Annotated in this window: 11 protein-coding genes; 5 read left to right on the forward strand and 6 right to left on the reverse strand. The window is 38.1% G+C overall.

Annotated elements, in window-relative coordinates; all coding sequences use genetic code 11:
• Nucleotide 1: 1 nt before the first annotated feature.
• The 4 genes from QM481_RS20760 to QM481_RS20775 form a co-directional block, all read right to left on the reverse strand.
• Complete coding sequence (locus QM481_RS20760) at nucleotides 2-3355, reverse strand: TonB-dependent receptor (protein ID WP_283383159.1); 3354 nt, start codon at nucleotides 3353-3355, stop codon at nucleotides 2-4.
• A gap of 224 nt (nucleotides 3356-3579) precedes the next feature.
• Nucleotides 3580-4719: a FecR family protein gene (locus tag QM481_RS20765; protein WP_283383160.1), complete on the reverse strand. Its 1140-nt coding sequence runs from the start codon at nucleotides 4717-4719 to the stop codon at nucleotides 3580-3582.
• 267 nt (nucleotides 4720-4986) lie between these two features.
• Entirely contained in the window at nucleotides 4987-5574 is a 588-nt protein-coding gene (locus QM481_RS20770) for an RNA polymerase sigma factor (protein ID WP_166551920.1), read from the reverse strand.
• A gap of 257 nt (nucleotides 5575-5831) precedes the next feature.
• The gene (locus QM481_RS20775) at nucleotides 5832-6290 is read right to left on the reverse strand and encodes a YHS domain-containing (seleno)protein (RefSeq protein ID WP_283383161.1); all 459 of its coding nucleotides are present in this window, start codon (nucleotides 6288-6290) and stop codon (nucleotides 5832-5834) included.
• A 211-nt stretch (nucleotides 6291-6501) separates the two neighbouring features.
• On the opposite strand from QM481_RS20775, the gene QM481_RS20780 reads away from it, so the two are divergent.
• From QM481_RS20780 to QM481_RS20800, 5 genes are all read left to right on the forward strand, one after another.
• A complete protein-coding gene (locus QM481_RS20780; protein WP_283383162.1) occupies nucleotides 6502-7065 on the forward strand; it encodes a Crp/Fnr family transcriptional regulator in 564 nt (187 codons plus the stop codon).
• A 138-nt stretch (nucleotides 7066-7203) separates the two neighbouring features.
• Nucleotides 7204-7605: a hypothetical protein gene (locus tag QM481_RS20785; RefSeq protein ID WP_283383163.1), complete on the forward strand. Its 402-nt coding sequence runs from the start codon at nucleotides 7204-7206 to the stop codon at nucleotides 7603-7605.
• Between the two features lie 12 nt (nucleotides 7606-7617).
• On the forward strand, nucleotides 7618-8652 hold the full coding sequence (locus QM481_RS20790) for an efflux RND transporter periplasmic adaptor subunit (RefSeq protein ID WP_166551916.1): 1035 nt from the start codon (nucleotides 7618-7620) through the stop codon (nucleotides 8650-8652).
• Nucleotides 8653-8659: 7 nt separating this feature from the next.
• Nucleotides 8660-11746: an efflux RND transporter permease subunit gene (locus QM481_RS20795; protein ID WP_283383164.1), complete on the forward strand. Its 3087-nt coding sequence runs from the start codon at nucleotides 8660-8662 to the stop codon at nucleotides 11744-11746.
• A gap of 8 nt (nucleotides 11747-11754) precedes the next feature.
• Nucleotides 11755-13098, forward strand: a complete 1344-nt coding sequence (locus QM481_RS20800; RefSeq protein WP_283383165.1) for a TolC family protein — start codon at nucleotides 11755-11757, stop codon at nucleotides 13096-13098.
• Nucleotides 13099-13242: 144 nt separating this feature from the next.
• On the opposite strand, the gene QM481_RS20805 is transcribed toward QM481_RS20800, so the two are convergent.
• Nucleotides 13243-15651, reverse strand: a complete 2409-nt coding sequence (locus QM481_RS20805; RefSeq protein ID WP_283383167.1) for a glycosyl hydrolase 115 family protein — start codon at nucleotides 15649-15651, stop codon at nucleotides 13243-13245.
• 125 nt (nucleotides 15652-15776) lie between these two features.
• Nucleotides 15777-16892, reverse strand: coding sequence for a Fic family protein (locus QM481_RS20810; RefSeq protein ID WP_283383168.1), 1116 nt, complete (start codon nucleotides 16890-16892; stop codon nucleotides 15777-15779).
• Nucleotides 16893-16962 lie beyond the last annotated feature (70 nt).

The following is a 16962-nucleotide window of genomic DNA, read 5'->3' on the forward strand; positions in this document are numbered from 1 at the left end:
GTTAAAATTTAAAGTTTACACCTGCATTCCAAATTCTAAACTGAGGATAATCCCAACCTCTACCACTAGCATTTTCAGGGTCATAGTTTTTGATTTTTGACCAAGTGGCAACGTTATTTGCGTTGATGTAAACACGAATACCTCTGATAAAGCCGATTTTCAGTTTTTCTAAAGGAACATTATAAGCTAATTCAACATTTTTGAGACGAATGTATGAGGCATCTCTCATCCAGAAAGATGAACCTGCGTGGTTCAAGTTGGTTGGATCAATCAATACACGTGGCTCTGTCGCATTAGGATTCGATGGTGTCCAGCGGTCTAAGTTTGCTTTTAGGGCACCCGAACCAACAAAGAATGGCCATGCGCCTTCACCTTCATAGTATTGATTTACATTAGTAGCACCTTGGAACAAGAACGTAAAGTCAAAGTTTTTGTATTGGAAACCTCCATTGATACCAAAAATGATTTCTGGTGTATTTGATTTTCCGATAGCAACACGATCTAAATCATCAATTTTTCCATCTTTGTTGATGTCTTCGTAACGAACATCTCCAGGCGCTGTATTACCCAATTGCTTCGGAGCAGCATCAACTTCGGCCTGTGTTTGGAACAAACCAAGTGCTCTATAACCAAACTGCGTATTTAATGGTAAGCCTGTTCTTCTGATATTTGGATTAACAGAAGCTGCCTCATCAATAAAGACAATTTCGTTTCTAGCATAAGTAAGGTTACCACCAATCGAATATCCTAAATTATTGGTAATGCGGTTTCGGTGACTCAAGGTAACTTCCACCCCACTATTGTTTACTTTAGCTAGGTTTTCTACTGGTAACGCAACACCCAGTAAGCTAGGAACAGATAAATTTCTTGAAGCAAGAATATCACTTCTTTTATCTGAAAAGTAATCAACTACTGCTGTCAATTTTCCTTTAAATAAAGTAGCATCAAAACCAATGTTTAGTTTCTTAACTGTTTCCCAAGTTACATTCGGATTTGAAAGTCTTCCTTCCACAATCGTTGGTTGCACATTGGCATCTCCAAAAACAGCAGACCCATTTACGAAGTACGACTGTAGGTACAGGAATCTTTCTCCACCCAAACGGTCATTACCCAAAATACCATAAGAAGCACGAAGTTTTAAGAAATCAATGATTGAAGAGTTTTTCATGAATGACTCTTGCGAAATCACATAACCTGCCGATACCGATGGGAAGAAGCCCCAGCGCTTTCCATCTGCAAATTGCTCAGAACCATCTGCTCTAAAGCTTGTTTCGAAAAAGTACTTATCTGCATAAGCCCAGTTGAAGCGACCCACAATCCCTTGGCGACCACTACTTCCTGAATAACCACTGTTGTTACGGTTAGCAGCAGCACCAAAGTTGATTTCGTCAATAGCCAACGTGTATCCTTCACGAGAAACACTCATGTAGTTCCAAAGTTGCTTTGTTTGCGTATACAATAACAAACCTGTAAAATTGCTTTTCCCTACTGTTTTCTTATAGTTCAAGTGTGTTTCCAACGTCACTGATTGCTCATCCAAATGGTTTTGAATCAATGAAGTAGGTCCTTTAGCAGCCTCTACAAAAGAGCCATCTGGAAGTCTGTTATAGAATGGAATTTTAGTAAATGTCCAGTTTTTGTTATCAGTAAATGTTTTATCATACGATGCAATACCTTTAATAGATAATCCACTCAAAAATGGTAGCTGTTGCTCCAATTCCATTCGTCCACGAAATGCCTGAATATTTCTTTTTCTATAACCATTTTCAGGTAATGTCAAGTAAGATGGTCCGTTCGAATATGTGCCATTCGACCAAGCAATAGGTGTTCTATTAGGTGGTGTACCAGACATCCATCTAAAAACTTCTTCTGAGGCAACGTTATTGGTTTTTTCATCACGACCCGAAATGTCAAAAGAAAGCTTGGTAGTTTTCGTAACGTTTGCGTCGATATTCGAACGGAAATTGTATCTGTTGAAATCATTTGATGGAATTATACCGTCTTGCTTCAAATAACCCAACGAAGTTGCATAGCGAATTTTGTCTGTACCGCCCGTAGCCGAAATAGAATAGTTACGTACCATCGCTGATTTTTTCAACACAGAAAACCAATCTGAATCTGGGTGTGTGTCTGGACTAGAGTGGGTACGATATTTTTCTAAGTCTGCAGCCGAATAAAGCGCAGGCTTTCCATCGTTAGCCAAAGCTTCATTGTATAAAGTAGCATATTCGTAAGAGTTCAAAAACTCAGGATTACGAGTACGCTCTTGTACACCTATGTTCGCATTGAAGTCAATTTGCATTTTGCCTTCAGCACCTCTTTTGGTGGTAACCAAAATAACCCCGTTACCTGCACGAATCCCGAATACAGCCGCACTTGCAGCATCTTTCAACACCGAAAATGATTGTATTTCGCTTGAGTTCAACTGTGCAAAATCACTCGAAGAACGAACAATACCATCAATAACAAAAATTGGCGAAGCGTCTCCTGTAGTACCAATACCTCTAATCAAGATATTTGAGGCATCCTTTCCTGGCTCACCCGAACGTTGCGTAGCAATAATACCTGTAGCCTGACCAACCAATGAGTTACTTAAGTTGGGAGAAGGATTGCTTGCAATTGCTTTTTGACTAATATCTGAAACGGCACCCGAAATAGCACTTTTCTTTTGTGAACCATAACCAACAACCACAACTTCATCGAGGTTACCTACATCCGCTTTTAGCACAACATTCAAGGCAGTTTGTTTTCCTACAAGGATTTCCATCTTTTGATAACCTACCGACGAAAATACCAAGGTAGTTTGCTCGTTTGGAACTGAAAGTTTAAAAGTTCCATCAGGACCTGTCGTAGTACCTTTTGTAGTACCTTTGATTTGAACAGTCACCCCTACCAATGCTTCCCCATTTTCATCTTTGATGGAACCTGTCACTACGATATCGGGCATTTGCCAACTTAGGTTTGGTAGAATTTCTTTTGTTGGCAAGGCGTTTTTTCTTCTTTTCAATAAAATTTGTTTACCCGCCACCTCAAAACTAATATCTAAAGGACGAAACAATTCAGTCAATAAATCACCCAAAGCTTTTTCGTCAGCGTTGATTGAAACACTTCTTTTAGCATCGATAATTTCGGGACTATAAATAAAATTTACTTGAGTTTGTTTTTCGATTTTCTCCAACACATCGACTACCTCATTTCTATTGAGATGAAGCGTCACTTTTTTGTTTAGCAAATCTTGAGCATTACTCCTATGTGCCAATGACATGCTCACGCACAGGACGGAAAGAGCGATTTGCAACAAACTAATTCTCATAATTTTTCGTAAAGTTTGATACGATGGAAACTTTTTTTTCATACTTTTGGATAATTTGTTAGTTGTGAAAAATTGACAAAAACAATCCCTGAGTCCTAATTTTTAGGACCTAGCGTAGCAGCATCAAAAAGGGATTTGGTTGAAGATGGGTGATGTTGGCGCATCATTCATCTTTTTTTGTAATCTGTCGTTGTGACGATTGGGTTTTTGGTTACATAGTTATAAAGTTTTAGTTAATTTTCTTTCATACATCATAGGTTTGTAAACTATTGACAAGGCCTGCCCTCTACAAAAATTCTTCCTCCAGATACCTGATAGTCAGCATCTATTGCAGCACATATCCATTTCATTTTTTCATCCAGTGGCTCTGTTCCAAGAGTAGCCGTAAAAGTGCATTTGCTCATGACTTTTTCATCGAATACTATTTCTATGCCGTAGGCTTGGCTCAATTGTACAAAAACCTCGGAAATCGGAGTAGATTTAAAGGTAAAAGATTGGGTATTGTTACTCAATGCTAAAAACTGAGGTTTTACCAGCTCCGCTTTAATCAGTTTATGCTCCTCTCGTTGATAAGTTGCTTGTTGATTGGCAGTTAGCGATATTCCTCCAAGATCTGTTTTGTTTGTTATATCTTTAATATTCAGGCTTTTTTGCTGAATTACATTTACCTTTCCTGTTTTTACCATAACCTTCACTTCCTTGTCGTTGTCAAAAGCTTTTACCGTAAAGCTTGTACCTAGAACTTTGGTTACAATATCTTTGGTAAATACTAAAAATGGTTTTTTCGGATTTTTGACTACTTCAAAAAAGGCCTCGCCACTCAAATACACTTCTCGGTTGTGAGCGTTATACGAATCAAAATATTTGAGCTTACTTCCTTTTTGCAAAATAACGGTACTACCATCGGGCAAAACCACCATTTTGTTGCGCTTGTTAGGATTGGTAGTTTCTACAAAAGATTCTTCCTGATGCGAAAGATCTAATTTTTGGTCAAAACTGATTGTCGGAGTAGGTTGGTTTTGTTTGGCGGTATAAATCAAATACCCTAACCCTACAAAAATCAACAGTGAAGCCGCCGCAACCCAATATTCTGAAACGATCTTTAATAGGCTTTTTGAGGGTTGCCCTACATACTGATCTACATGATACAACTCATTGGTTTCAATTGACTTTGCTTTTTCTAGGGCAGTTTGCACACGAGACTGAATGTAGTTATCGTCCAACACCACTGGTTCGCCTTCTAATTCTGATAAAAATACACGCAACTGTTGAAGATACACTCCTTCGATTCCTTGAGTACGAGCCCATTCTTCCCATACATACGTGGGCTGGTTACGGTTTTCGTACACCCAGTTGCGAATGGTAGCGTCTTCTAAGAGCGCCTCAAATGTTTTTTTCGTGTTCATATTGCTGAATTCTTTAGCATTTCTATAAAACTAAAGAGCTAAATTGTGTCAATTTGACATTATATATGCTACATCCCAAAAACACTAGTTGGATACTCACTAAAACACAAATTTTTTTAGGAAAAATAATAAAACACTGATTTTGAGGAGATTAAAATTATCATTTTTTGTATAAAAAATTGAAAAGAAGAAGTATTCACCTAAGTTTGAGGAATAAAGAAAAGGGGTTACTCCTTGAATATCAATGCCTATTGGCAGAACTGATTTTTAGAGTAACCAAAGTAAAATAAAAGGAACCAATAATTCCCAGTGTTGGCGAAGATTCAAAAGTGCGCGTTGGATAATATTCGAAACGGATTGTGGCTTGATTTGTAATAATTGCGCAATTTCTTCTACTCTCAAATCTTGATAGAAGCGTAAATAAAGAATTTCTCTCTGACGATCAGGGAGTTGTTTGAGAAAATAAGAAATTTTGGATTGTTGCTCTTGCTGAGATTCATTTTCGATAAAAAACATTTCCGAAGATGCCTCCGAGAAGTTCTCCTGAAAATCATCTTCAAAAGGAACAGCACTAAAAGCTCTTAAGGTTTTAAATAATTGATTTCTGAAAGATTTTAATAAGTAAAACTTTACCGAATCAACCTCTGTTAAGGAGGTTCTTTTTACCCACAAATTGACTAATAAATCCTGAATAGCATCTTCGATGATTTGGCTATTAGTGGTAAATTTTTCACCATAGTGGCGAAACATTTTATAGTACCGCGTCGACAACTGCGTGAAGGCAATTTCATCTCCAGCTCTGAAATTATTCCAGAGTGATTGTTCCTGAAGAGATGGTATTTCCTTGATACGCATGATTGAGGTTATATTAGAAAGCTGTACGAAATAATCAAAAATATCTAAGAATAACAATATAACTAAAAAATTCAGCTACTTGTTAAAGGATAATATTCTCTAAAAATACTGTATTAGCATTCCAATTGAAGAGGATAAATAGAAGGCTTTCAGCTTTTTCGACTATCATCGCTCAGCAACAAAAAAGCGGAGAAGTGTCTACCTCTCCGCCTTAATGATTTTAAAGAAATTTTGTTTTTTCAAAATAGAAAAACCTGCTAGTGTTTAGCCTCTTTTGACTTAAGTACAGGCCAATGTTCATTGGCTTTTTTGATTCTTCCAGGAATATCTTTTTTCCATAACTCCTTCACTTTCAAACTATAGTTTAGATACAATTTATCATCTACAATCGTAAAGGCATCGGGTTCGGTGGGCGATTTGTGATTTTCACTTAATCCATAAGCACAATATCCTCCAAACTGTGGGGCAAATTTTTCAGGATTTGTCTTGAAATCTTCCTTGTTTTCATCAGAGCTAAACAGCCATTTTACACCATTCCAGTCATAGGAAATTGTTTCTTGTCCTTTTACTGGCTTATTTTGCTTGAAATAAGCTACTGGGTCATATCCACGAATGGCGATTCCATCTTTTTGGAAAACATCGGTTTCTTGCGCCAAAAGCTGAGTGCTAGTGGTTACTAAAAATAAAAGCAATACAAATAATTTGGTCTTCATCATTTTGTGATTTAAAATTTGTATCACAAACTTCATATATATCTACTTGACCAAAAGTCGGCTAACTGACATAAATCTATTTTCTGGAAAAAAGCATTTTTTAGAAGCTTGGATTGCTTATTGGAATTTGCTCTTGAATTTTGTTGCTTTGTTCATCTTTGGATCTCAATCAATGCCATAGGCCTGTGCGCCGCCAAAACTTATCATTTCTCCTATGGATTTTATACAACATATTAGTAGCAAAATTTCTTTAACAGAAGCCGAGAAAGAACGGATTAATAAAGCCTTCAAAACCGAGCGCCATGCTAAAAATACTATCCTGATGCTCCCAGGCGCCAATTCCCAAAAGGCAACCTTTGTGGAAAAAGGGCTATTGCGTACGTACTACACACACAACGATAAAGATATTACACACTTTTTCTTCGAAGAAGGCTTTGTCTCTATGAATATCGATAGCGTGTTTTTTAATCAACCTACTCCTTATGGGACAGAGTCTTTGGAGGATGTAACACTCAGAACCATTCAGTATAGAGATTTTCTTGCCCTATCCGAAGAAATTCCACCACTGAAAGATTATGTATTTTTGACTTCTATCCAGATGGTAAAGTTGTTTTCGGATAGACTGTATTCATTGCAGTTTCATACTGCTCAAGAAAGATATTCTACGCTACTCAATGACCACCCTTCTATTCTGATGCGTGCGCCACTGGGTCATATTGCCTCTTATCTTGGTATTACCCAACAAACCTTGAGTGTCATTCGGTCAAAAACGAAATAACAGTTTCTTCCTGAATTTAAAAAGCTACAAACTGGCCTTTTCATTTTTTTCTGACAAGGCCTCATTTTTTAATATAGATTAAAAATTCCCATTTTTCTTATCCCCAACTTTGTCACATCAAATTTAAACAACAAAACGATGGAGGCAGATTTTGAAAATAGTATCCATTGGGTTTACATCACCGACGAGTCGGGAATGTCGACCATTTTTCCTCAGATAAAAGCAAAACTTACCGCCAAGGGTATGCACCATGTATCGGTGGTGTATTATTCTCCCGCTCAAGTTTTTAGCTTTCGCCGAGAACTTGACATTTTAGTAAGGCATTATCCAACAGTACTATTTACCTATTTGATTTCTTCGGAAGTTTCTGATAACTTTTTCCAAGAACATCCTGAATTAGAATCGATTATCAATGCTAATACCATGGATCAAATGGAATTTCTGGTATGTGGCAACGAGGAGTTTTGTGAAAAGGCAACAGCACTTTTGCATTTTTTAGATATTCAACAAATTAACATACAAAAATCTTTATTCATTTAAAATCCCCAAACCATGAAGTACGCTAATATTTATCTAGGTGTGCTTACAACTTTGTTATTGGCAAGTTGCAAACACAATGAAACAAAAACTACAGAAAATAAAGCTCAGGCTATTGCTGTAAATGTTACAAAAGTTGAATCATCGCAAGCTAACAAAGAGGTTTCGGTAAGTGGGAACGTCGATGGTAGCACCACGGTTCGCTTGGGCTTTTTAGTAGCAGGACGTATCAATTTTATCTCTAGTCGTGAAGGACAAAATATCGGAAAAGGTCAATTAGTAGCCACCATCGAACCTACTAATTACAAGATAGCAAAGGACTTATCAGATGTTCAAGTAAATCAGGTATCGGATGAGTATAATCGCATTAAGTTGATGCGTGATCGGAATAGTATTTCTGAAAGTGATTTTTCTAAAGTAAATTTCACACTACAACAAGCCAAATTACAGCAACAACTACAACAAAAAAATCTTACAGATACCAAATTGTATTCGCCCATTAGCGGAGTATTGATTAAGAAATTAGGGGAAGTTGGCGAAATCATTGGTACTGGAAATCCACTACTTGTTATATCAGATATTCGTAAAGTAAAAGTCCTTGCGTATATACCCGAAGGTGAACTTCATTTAATCAAATTGGGGCAAATGGCAGAGGTAACTATTTCGGCACTTGATAAAACTTTTAAAGGACGAGTAACCGAAGTTGGTTCAGCTGCTGATGCTACTTCAAGAGCTTTTACCATCAAAATAGAAGTAGATAACCCGGGTCTTTTGATTCGTCCTGGAATGATTGCCGAGGCGCGTATCAAAACTAATGTAGCTGCACAAAGAATTTTATTGCCTTTAGAAATCATCAATCATGATTTGGATAATCAAGAGTTTGTATATGTGGTTGACCAAGCCCAAAACAAAGCATTCAAACGCAAAATTAGTATCGGAAAAGTGGCAGATAATCAAGTAGAGGTAGTTTCGGGACTGAATGTTGGCGAGGTTGTGGTATCGGCAGGTCAAAACAAACTTTCGGATGGTTCTCTAATTACAATTAAATAGTTGCGTCATGAATATTATACAAGCATCACTCAAATATAAGCACGTAACCTTATCGGTATTGTTACTGCTATTTGCGATTGGGATCAATTCTTTGATGAATATGCCTCGCCGTGAAGACCCAAAAATTACGATTCGTCAAGGCTTGGTTATTGCTTACTTTCCTGGGGCAAACTCAGCACAGGTAGAAGACCAAGTAACTAAAAAGCTTGAACAGTATTTGTTTCAATATGAAGAAGTTAACAAAGCAAAAACCTATTCTACAACCAAAGATGGTATCGTAGTAGTCAATGTAGAGTTAACCGAAAAAGTAAAATTGCCTGATGTGTTTTGGAGTAAACTTCGCCATCAACTACTCGTATCCAAGCAATTGGATTTACCAGAGGGCGTAAGAGGTCCAATCGTCAACTCAGATTTTGGAGACACCGAGGCTATGGTAATTGCTTTAGAAAGCAATAAAGCCAGCTATGCCGAGCTTAAAACGTATGCTCAAAAGTTGGAAGATTATTTAAGAACGATTCCAGCGGCATCAAAAATCAAGCGTGTTGGGGAGCAAAAAGAACAGATTGTTGTATCATCTAGCTCTGAAAAACTTTCACAATATGGCGTTAGTTTGCAACAAATCGTGAAAGTATTACAATCTCAAAATAGCATTAATGCAACGGGTTCTGTCAAAACTGAGCAAAGCAAAACACCGCTTTACACCAATGGTTTTTACAATACCGAAAATGACTTGGCAAATCAAATTGTGGGTGCTTCGCAAAGTGGCTCAACGGTAAAAGTAAGCGATGTGGCAAATCTCAAACGTGATTATGCCGAACCACAAAGTATTATTACAGTGAATGGAAACAAAGCAATTTTGTTATCCATCCAAATGCACGAAGGCAATAACATCGTTCAGTTTGGTGATGAAGTCAACAAAAAGATAGATGCCGTAAAGCAAGTATTACCTTCTGAGGTAAAAATTACGACTATTGTCAACCAACCTCATTTGGTAGATGAAAACGTATCGCATTTTATACACGAGTTTTTCCTAGCGATTTTATCTGTGATTGTGGTGGTTGTATTGCTTTTACCTTTGCGGATTGCTGCCGTAGCTGCTACTGCCATTCCGATGACTGTAGCTGTAACTTTCGCTATTATGCACGCTTTGGGCATCGAATTACATCAGGTATCTTTAGCAGCGTTGATTTTGGTACTTGGTATGGTTGTAGATGATGCCATTGTCATTGCCGACAACTATGTAGAGTTACTCGATGAAGGTGTAGAGCGTTGGACAGCCGCATGGCGTAGTGCTAGTGATTTGGTCATTCCAGTACTGGCTGCTACCATTACGATTATCGCCTCGTTTATGCCGATGATTTTGTTAAATGGTTCGGTTGGTGAGTTTATTTTTGCCCTACCGATTACCGTTGCTGTTGCCTTAGCTTCATCGTTTATCGTAGCAATGTTGCTCACGCCGATGTTATGTTATATGTTTATCAAAAAAGGTTTACATCAACATGGTGAAAACGAGAAGAAGAGTAGAAAAAGCTTACTTGACTATATGCAAATCGGCTATAATAATCTGTTGGAATGGTGTGTAAAACATCCTATTGCCACGATTATCAGTAGTGTTATTCCAATTCTTTTGGCAGGTTTATTATTCAAAGCAGGTGTAAGACAACTATTTTTCCCATCAGCCGAACGTAACCAATTTGTGGTAGAACTGTGGATGCCAACAGGAACTAAGCTCGAAAAAACCAATCAGGCTATTCTTAAAGCTGAGGCATTGATTAAAGGCGACAAACGAGTGCTTTCCTACGCCACCTTTACAGGAACAGCCGCTCCGAGATTTTACTATAATTTCTCGCCAGAGTTTCCTACAACAAACTATGCGCAGATTTTGATTAATACCACCACCGACAAAACGGCCGAAGAGTTAGCAGAAGAGTTGAGTAATAAAGTAGAAATGGCAATTCCTGAGGGAACAACTTTTGTGAAATTAATGCAACAAGGTTCACCTTTAAAAGCCCCTGTTGAAGTACGAATTATCGGTGACGATATTAACCATTTGAAAGATTTGTCTAATCAAGTATCGACAATCATCAAAAAGACTGCGGGAAGTAAATTTGTCAGAAGTGATTTTGGAGAAGACTATTATGGCTTTGGTATAAAACTCAAAGAAGAAGCTAACCGATTAGGTTTTACCACTACCAGTATTTCTCAAACAGTATATACAGGTTTTAGTGGCGCAGCTATCTCGACTATGTATGAAGGAAACAACGCCGTTGATATTGTCTTGAGATTAGATGAAAATAGTCGTAGAAATACTGACGATTTGGCGAATACTTATATGAAATCGCCTGTGACAGGTGCCAACGTTCCATTGCGTCAAATCGCAGATATTACTCCAGAATGGCAAGCAGGTAAAATCATGCACCGCAATGGAGTAAGAACCTTGACCGTGCAAAGTGAATTAGCAGAAGGCGTATTGCCCGCAGAATTAGTCAAAGCTATTCAGCCAGAAATAAACAAGTTACCATTACCAAGCGGCTATCGAATTGAATATGGTGGCGAAGATGCTAATAAGAAAGAGACGTTCTCTCAATTGGTAACAGTACTAATGGTAAGCTTGGTATTGATTTTCTTTATCCTGTTGTTCCAGTTCCGTAATTTGAAAGAATCTGCTATCGTCATGTTGACTATTCCTTTGAGTTTGTTCGGAGCTATTTTAGGTCTTTATGTTACAGGGAATAACTTTAGTTTTACTGCTTTCATTGGTCTGATTTCATTGTCGGGTATTGTGGTAAGAAATGCCATTATCCTAGTTGACCATACCAACGAGCTTATGAAACATGGTATGGATATTAGAAGTGCCGCTATTGAAAGTGGTAAGCGCCGTTTACGTCCGATATTCCTGACGGCAATGGCTGCTGCTATTGGTGTAGTTCCTATGATTGTTTCGCACTCGCCGATGTGGGCACCATTGGCAAGCGTATTAGCCTTTGGGGTTGTATGGAGTATGCTCATGGCTCTGTTGTCGGTACCCGTGCTATACATAGGTTGGATCAAACCTAAGGACAAAAAAGACATTTTAACACAACAAAACGCATAAGAATCGGTATGAAGTCTTTCGTTAAAAATATCACCCTTATGGCACTTGCCCTTTCTTTGAAAGGGCAATATGCCACGGCTCAAACACCGACCTATTCGTTGCAACAGCTGAAAGAAACCGCTCTTAAAAGCAATCATATCTTATCGGTAAAACAATGGCAAATAGCCGAACGTGAAGCCAAAATCAAAGAGGACGAAACCAAGCGTTATCCTACGGCTACGGTCAACGGAAATTACCAATACAATTTTAATTTGGCCAACATCACGATTCCTGCGGGGTCTATCGGTGTTTTGCCAGTAAGCGCTACTGTACAAGTTCCACTACCCAACGAAGATAAAAATATTCAGATTGGGAATAAAAATCTATACAACTTAGGTGTTACAGCCTATCAACCTATCAGTCAGCAGATTAAAATCAAAACTGGTTTGGAGGTAAATCGTATGGATGTAGCTATTACGGAAAAAGAAAAGCAAAAGATTGCCTTACAAATTACCCAAGGTGTTGAGCAATTGTATTATGGAACACTCATTGCCCAAAAGCAATTAGAAGAAGCGGAAGCAAAATTAGCTGTAGCAAAAGCCAAATTGGGCGATGTCGAAACGGCTATTGCGGCTGGAAAAACTATTGATGTAAACCAAGCAGGCTTATTGGCAAATATCGCAGATGAGGAACAGAATATCCTCAAACTGAGCATTCAGGCACAAAATTATAAATCAGATTTAGTCAAACTAACAGGTATTGCTGATGAAGATTTTAATCTCCAAGAATCTTCCTTTGCCATGGAGCAAGTAGCTGGTATTGAGAACTTTAAAAATGCTAGCTCTTCAAATCCTGATATTCAAATTGCTAGCTTAACCAAAGAAAAAGCTCAGCTAGGTATCAAGGCTGCCCAACAAAGCACGCTCCCTGATTTTGGGTTCGTTACTGGATATACGTATCAATCAGGTAATCCTATTTTACCCAATCATAATCCTTTTGTGGGACTGAATTTAAAATGGAACGTTCAAGATTTGTTTTCGAACAAACACTTACTCAAACAGCGTGAAGCTCAAGCCAAACAAGCCGAAGAAAATATCTTGAATCTCCAACAACAAGTAACTAGCGATATTGAAAAAGCATATCGTAAAGTCAACCAAAGTAAGTCTTTGATTGCGGTTGCACAACGTGTTTTGGATTATCGTACCAAGGAACTGAAAGTTCAAGAAGATAAGCAAGTGGCAGGGCTTAACGTAAAAACAGACACCCTAAACACCAAGGCTCTTGTGGCAAAAGCTAATGCCGATGTGTATGCAGCACAATTAGCCTATACACTTGCCGTATCAGAGCTGAAAAGCCTAATCGGAAACCAATAATTTACTAACACACATATAAATCCAAGCTAGCCCATACGTAGAAGTGATGAGTTTTGAATGATGAATTGGGAGTTTTCTTGTAAAACCTCGTTTATCCAATATCTCATCTTACCTATTTGGGCTAGCATTTTTATTTAAAGCCTTTTATTCCAAACTTTCCAATTGTATCGAATCCAGCAATACCCCTGCATCTATCATACGTAATTGAATGATATGCTTTCCTTTAGTCAAGAATGCTTTTGTTACTTCTTTGATAGTTTTGTTGGTCAACACATTTTCTTTCCATTCTTCACTTCTATCAAAAGTCTCATAATCAATCACTTTACCTATCTCTTTATCTAGTTTCACTTCTACTTTTTGACCTACATTTCTATGCAAAGGATGTAAAGGAATCGCTTTAAGTTTGAGCACATAATTACCTTCTTTTTCAATATCAACTTCATAGTTGACCCAAGCCTGAGCATCTGAATTTTGTGTTATACTTTTTTGTAAAGAAAATGGCTTACTCACCAAAGCATTGCCTGTAAACGACGGTTCTGCTATTTTTTCCCAATAAGAATCAGCTCCTTTGCCTTGTTCTGAAAATGCTCCAGCAGGAATCATAATTTTGATTGAAGCACTTACCTTATCTATCTTTTGAGGTACGTTTTTTAACTCTTCAGGCTTTTTGAATACAGGCAAATTGCGAGGGTTCATGCTCATCATATTTTGCCATTTACCAGAATTATATTGCTTTGTCAATTCCTTAATTCCCTGATAAGCTTCTAATGATTTTTGAAATTCTGGTTGCTGGTCGGTGCGTGCATTAGATGCTGTTCTGTAATATAAATCCAAGTACAAAAATTTCTGATTCATTTTGGAAGCACCCAAAATAGGATAAGCAACCAGCTGAAAATACGGAGATTTTAGTGGCTCTGATTGAGGCTCTAGTTGAGCAACTCCTCGTTCCAAACTCTCAAAATCAGTTATACGCTTTTTTACTTCTTCCAAAGAAAAATCGGTAGCTTTTGTCTGAGTGGTCGGTTCGGTGCGACTCCAGCCCATAAATTCTGGTTTACGAATGAAAGCTAATTGATAATTTTTCCATAAAAGGCTCCCATATTCTTTTGAACCTAAATTTTTGAACGTCCAATTTTCTAAATGTTCTTTACCTGAAATATTCTTCAAAAATGGCTGCATATTGTACGCCATATCCAAAAATAACTGCGTCGGATATTCTTGTGGTTTGAGGTCTCCCACGTTCAATACCCATATTTTTCGACTCCCTAATTCATAGGCTTTTTGCATTTCAAAACGCAATAGCGAAGGGTCTGTCGTACCAATCCACAAATAGTCATGTGGGCGCCCCCAATACGAAGCGTGGTAATACACTCCTGAGCCACCCGAACGCTTTTGTTCATTGGCATTGCTCAAATTTTTGATATACCCGTAGTTATCATCTGGCCAAATCAGTGTAATATCTTCGGGCACTTCCAAGCCTTCTTTGTAAAGCTCCAAGACTTCTTTATACAAAGTCAAAACCTGAGGAATATCTTGGACTTTTTTCTTTAGATACTTGCTCAACAATGCTCTTTGCTCATTGATAATCAGATTTGTAAGTGCGACAGCTTCTTTCTTAGTTTTGATTCCCTCCATCCCACTGTCGTGCTTTCCACGCATACCAATGGTGTAAAGATTTTCATAATTTTGAACTTCCTCCAATCGTTTTATCCAATAATCAGTTACACGATTTTTGTTGGTTCTGTAATTGTATTCGCCCATGGTGCTGTCTACCCATTCGTCTACGTTGTTGCGCATCATGGGTTCTGCATGCGAGGTTCCCACCACTATTCCATATTGGTTTGCTACCTCTTTATTTTGAGGATAATGATAAAAAGCCTTGGTGCTTGGGTGCATCGCAGGCCAAATCATATTGGCTTTGAGACGAAGAAGTAATTCAAAAACCTTTGCATAGGTTTTGGGACCAATATCTTTGGTTTCAGGTTCAAAAGTTTTAGCAGCCCAAGGTTGCAAACCCCAATCTTCATCATTAATAAAAATACCACGATATTGAACAGAAGGTTCTGTACTTGTAGAATCCTGAATAGTAGTGGCTTGTGTTCGAGAAGCAATAGGAATATCTGCCCAAAAATACCAAGGGCTAACGCCCAACTTTTCAGACAAAGTGAAGGTTCCATACGCTAAACCTCTTCTGTCAGAGCCTGTTACAATCAGGTATTGTTGTTGATTGTGCTGAATCGTTTTAAAGCTAAAAACCTCCCATTTTCCTTGAAGTGATTTATCGATTGCTTGAATTTTTGCACTTGGAATTTGTGGTGTTGAAGTGCCCGAAACCCTCAATAAAATAATAGAAGCAGTATTTGAGGCAAGATTTTTTCCATAAACTTTTTGTATATCTTCTTCCAAAAATTGCTTCATTAATGCCGCATATTGCTGTTTATCAGCAACAGCTTGAATTTTTGTTTGCGAAGAAATGGCAAATTGGGAAAATACTTCTGAACAAGGAGCTACAATACATAGCACCCATAAAAGTCGTTGAATACACTTTAGCATAAGTTGAGGTATTGATTGTGTTTAATAAAACCTATCTTTTCTAATTTTATCAGAAAAGATAGGTTGCTAAAGTGTAAAAAGAGGATTGTTGGCTTTTCTACTTTTAAATCAGAAAGTAATTACGCCTAGAAATCTATCTTTTTTAAATCAATCAATTGATAGTGTGTACTTCGTCCGCCTGCGTCTTCTCTCACCAACACTTGCTGGTTTTCCAGATTTTGAATATCCCTCAAAGCTGTATCATTGGAAACCTTAGTCATTTTTGCCCACTTGGAGGTATTTAGCTTTCCTTCAAAACCATCCATGAGTTTATTCAACATAAAGTGCTGACGTTCATTGAGTATCTTGGTCGAAAAATAGGTCCAATAGCGGGCTTTCGTCAGCACAGTATCTAACGTTTGTTCAGCTTCGGTAAGAGCCCTTTCTAAACAAGACAAAAACCAAAATAACCAGTCTGTAATCTCCAAATCTCCCTTTTGGGTTCTTTCGAGCATGGTATAATAAGTTTTTCGTTCTTTTTGTATTTGGGAAGACATACTATAAAAACGCTGTGAACTTTCATCTGAGCGAGCCAATAGTAAATCTGTCAACGCACGAGCGATGCGACCATTGCCGTCATCGAAAGGGTGAATCGTCACAAACCAAAGATGGGCTATTCCTGCCTTTAAAATCAAATCATAAGATTGATTTTCATTAAACCATGTCAAAAATGCTTGCATTTCGTCTGGTACTTTTTCGGCTATTGGCGCTTCAAAATGCACAATTTCGCGTCCCATAGCTCCCGACACCACCTGCATTGGACCCTCTTGGGCTGTACGCCAATCGCCCACCGTGATTTTGAACATACCACTTCTGCCTGTTGGGAATAAAGCAGCATGCCAACCAAATAATCGCTCATCGCTCAATGTCTGGGAAAAATGCTTGGTCGCATCCAAGAGCATTTCGACCACCCCATCCACATGGCGGTCGGAAGGTACAGAGCTTCCAATGTCCATTCCTAATTTACGAGCCACCGAAGAGCGAACTTGTTCAGGGTTCAAAAACTCCCCTTCTATTTCACTTGTTTTAAGGACATCTTCTGTGAGCGTTTTAAGCTCGGCTTCTTCTTGCAAAGAAAAACCCAAGCCCATCATTCGACCTGTTAGTTTACCCTGTTTATACCGTACCGAAGTCAATAAGGGTGTGATTACTTCGGTGTCCCAAGTAAAATTAGGCCATTTTAGAAGTTGGTAGATATACATATTCACCGCATTTTATACTGTGAATATATTCATTATTTACCGCATCCACAATATTCCATGCATATTCTGC

Source organism: Flectobacillus rivi (genome assembly GCF_030056655.1).
Classification (GTDB): domain Bacteria; phylum Bacteroidota; class Bacteroidia; order Cytophagales; family Spirosomataceae; genus Flectobacillus; species Flectobacillus rivi.

Coding starts and splice junctions, on each gene's coding strand:
- QM481_RS20780 (WP_283383162.1), top strand. CDS start 6,502: ATGGATTTTATACAACATATTAGTAGCAAAATTTCTTTAACAGAAGCC.
- QM481_RS20775 (WP_283383161.1), bottom strand. CDS start 6,290: ATGATGAAGACCAAATTATTTGTATTGCTTTTATTTTTAGTAACCACT.
- QM481_RS20810 (WP_283383168.1), bottom strand. CDS start 16,892: ATGTATATCTACCAACTTCTAAAATGGCCTAATTTTACTTGGGACACC.
- QM481_RS20770 (WP_166551920.1), bottom strand. CDS start 5,574: ATGCGTATCAAGGAAATACCATCTCTTCAGGAACAATCACTCTGGAAT.
- QM481_RS20765 (WP_283383160.1), bottom strand. CDS start 4,719: ATGAACACGAAAAAAACATTTGAGGCGCTCTTAGAAGACGCTACCATT.
- QM481_RS20790 (WP_166551916.1), top strand. CDS start 7,618: ATGAAGTACGCTAATATTTATCTAGGTGTGCTTACAACTTTGTTATTG.
- QM481_RS20795 (WP_283383164.1), top strand. CDS start 8,660: ATGAATATTATACAAGCATCACTCAAATATAAGCACGTAACCTTATCG.
- QM481_RS20805 (WP_283383167.1), bottom strand. CDS start 15,651: ATGCTAAAGTGTATTCAACGACTTTTATGGGTGCTATGTATTGTAGCT.
- QM481_RS20800 (WP_283383165.1), top strand. CDS start 11,755: ATGAAGTCTTTCGTTAAAAATATCACCCTTATGGCACTTGCCCTTTCT.
- QM481_RS20760 (WP_283383159.1), bottom strand. CDS start 3,355: ATGAAAAAAAAGTTTCCATCGTATCAAACTTTACGAAAAATTATGAGA.
- QM481_RS20785 (WP_283383163.1), top strand. CDS start 7,204: ATGGAGGCAGATTTTGAAAATAGTATCCATTGGGTTTACATCACCGAC.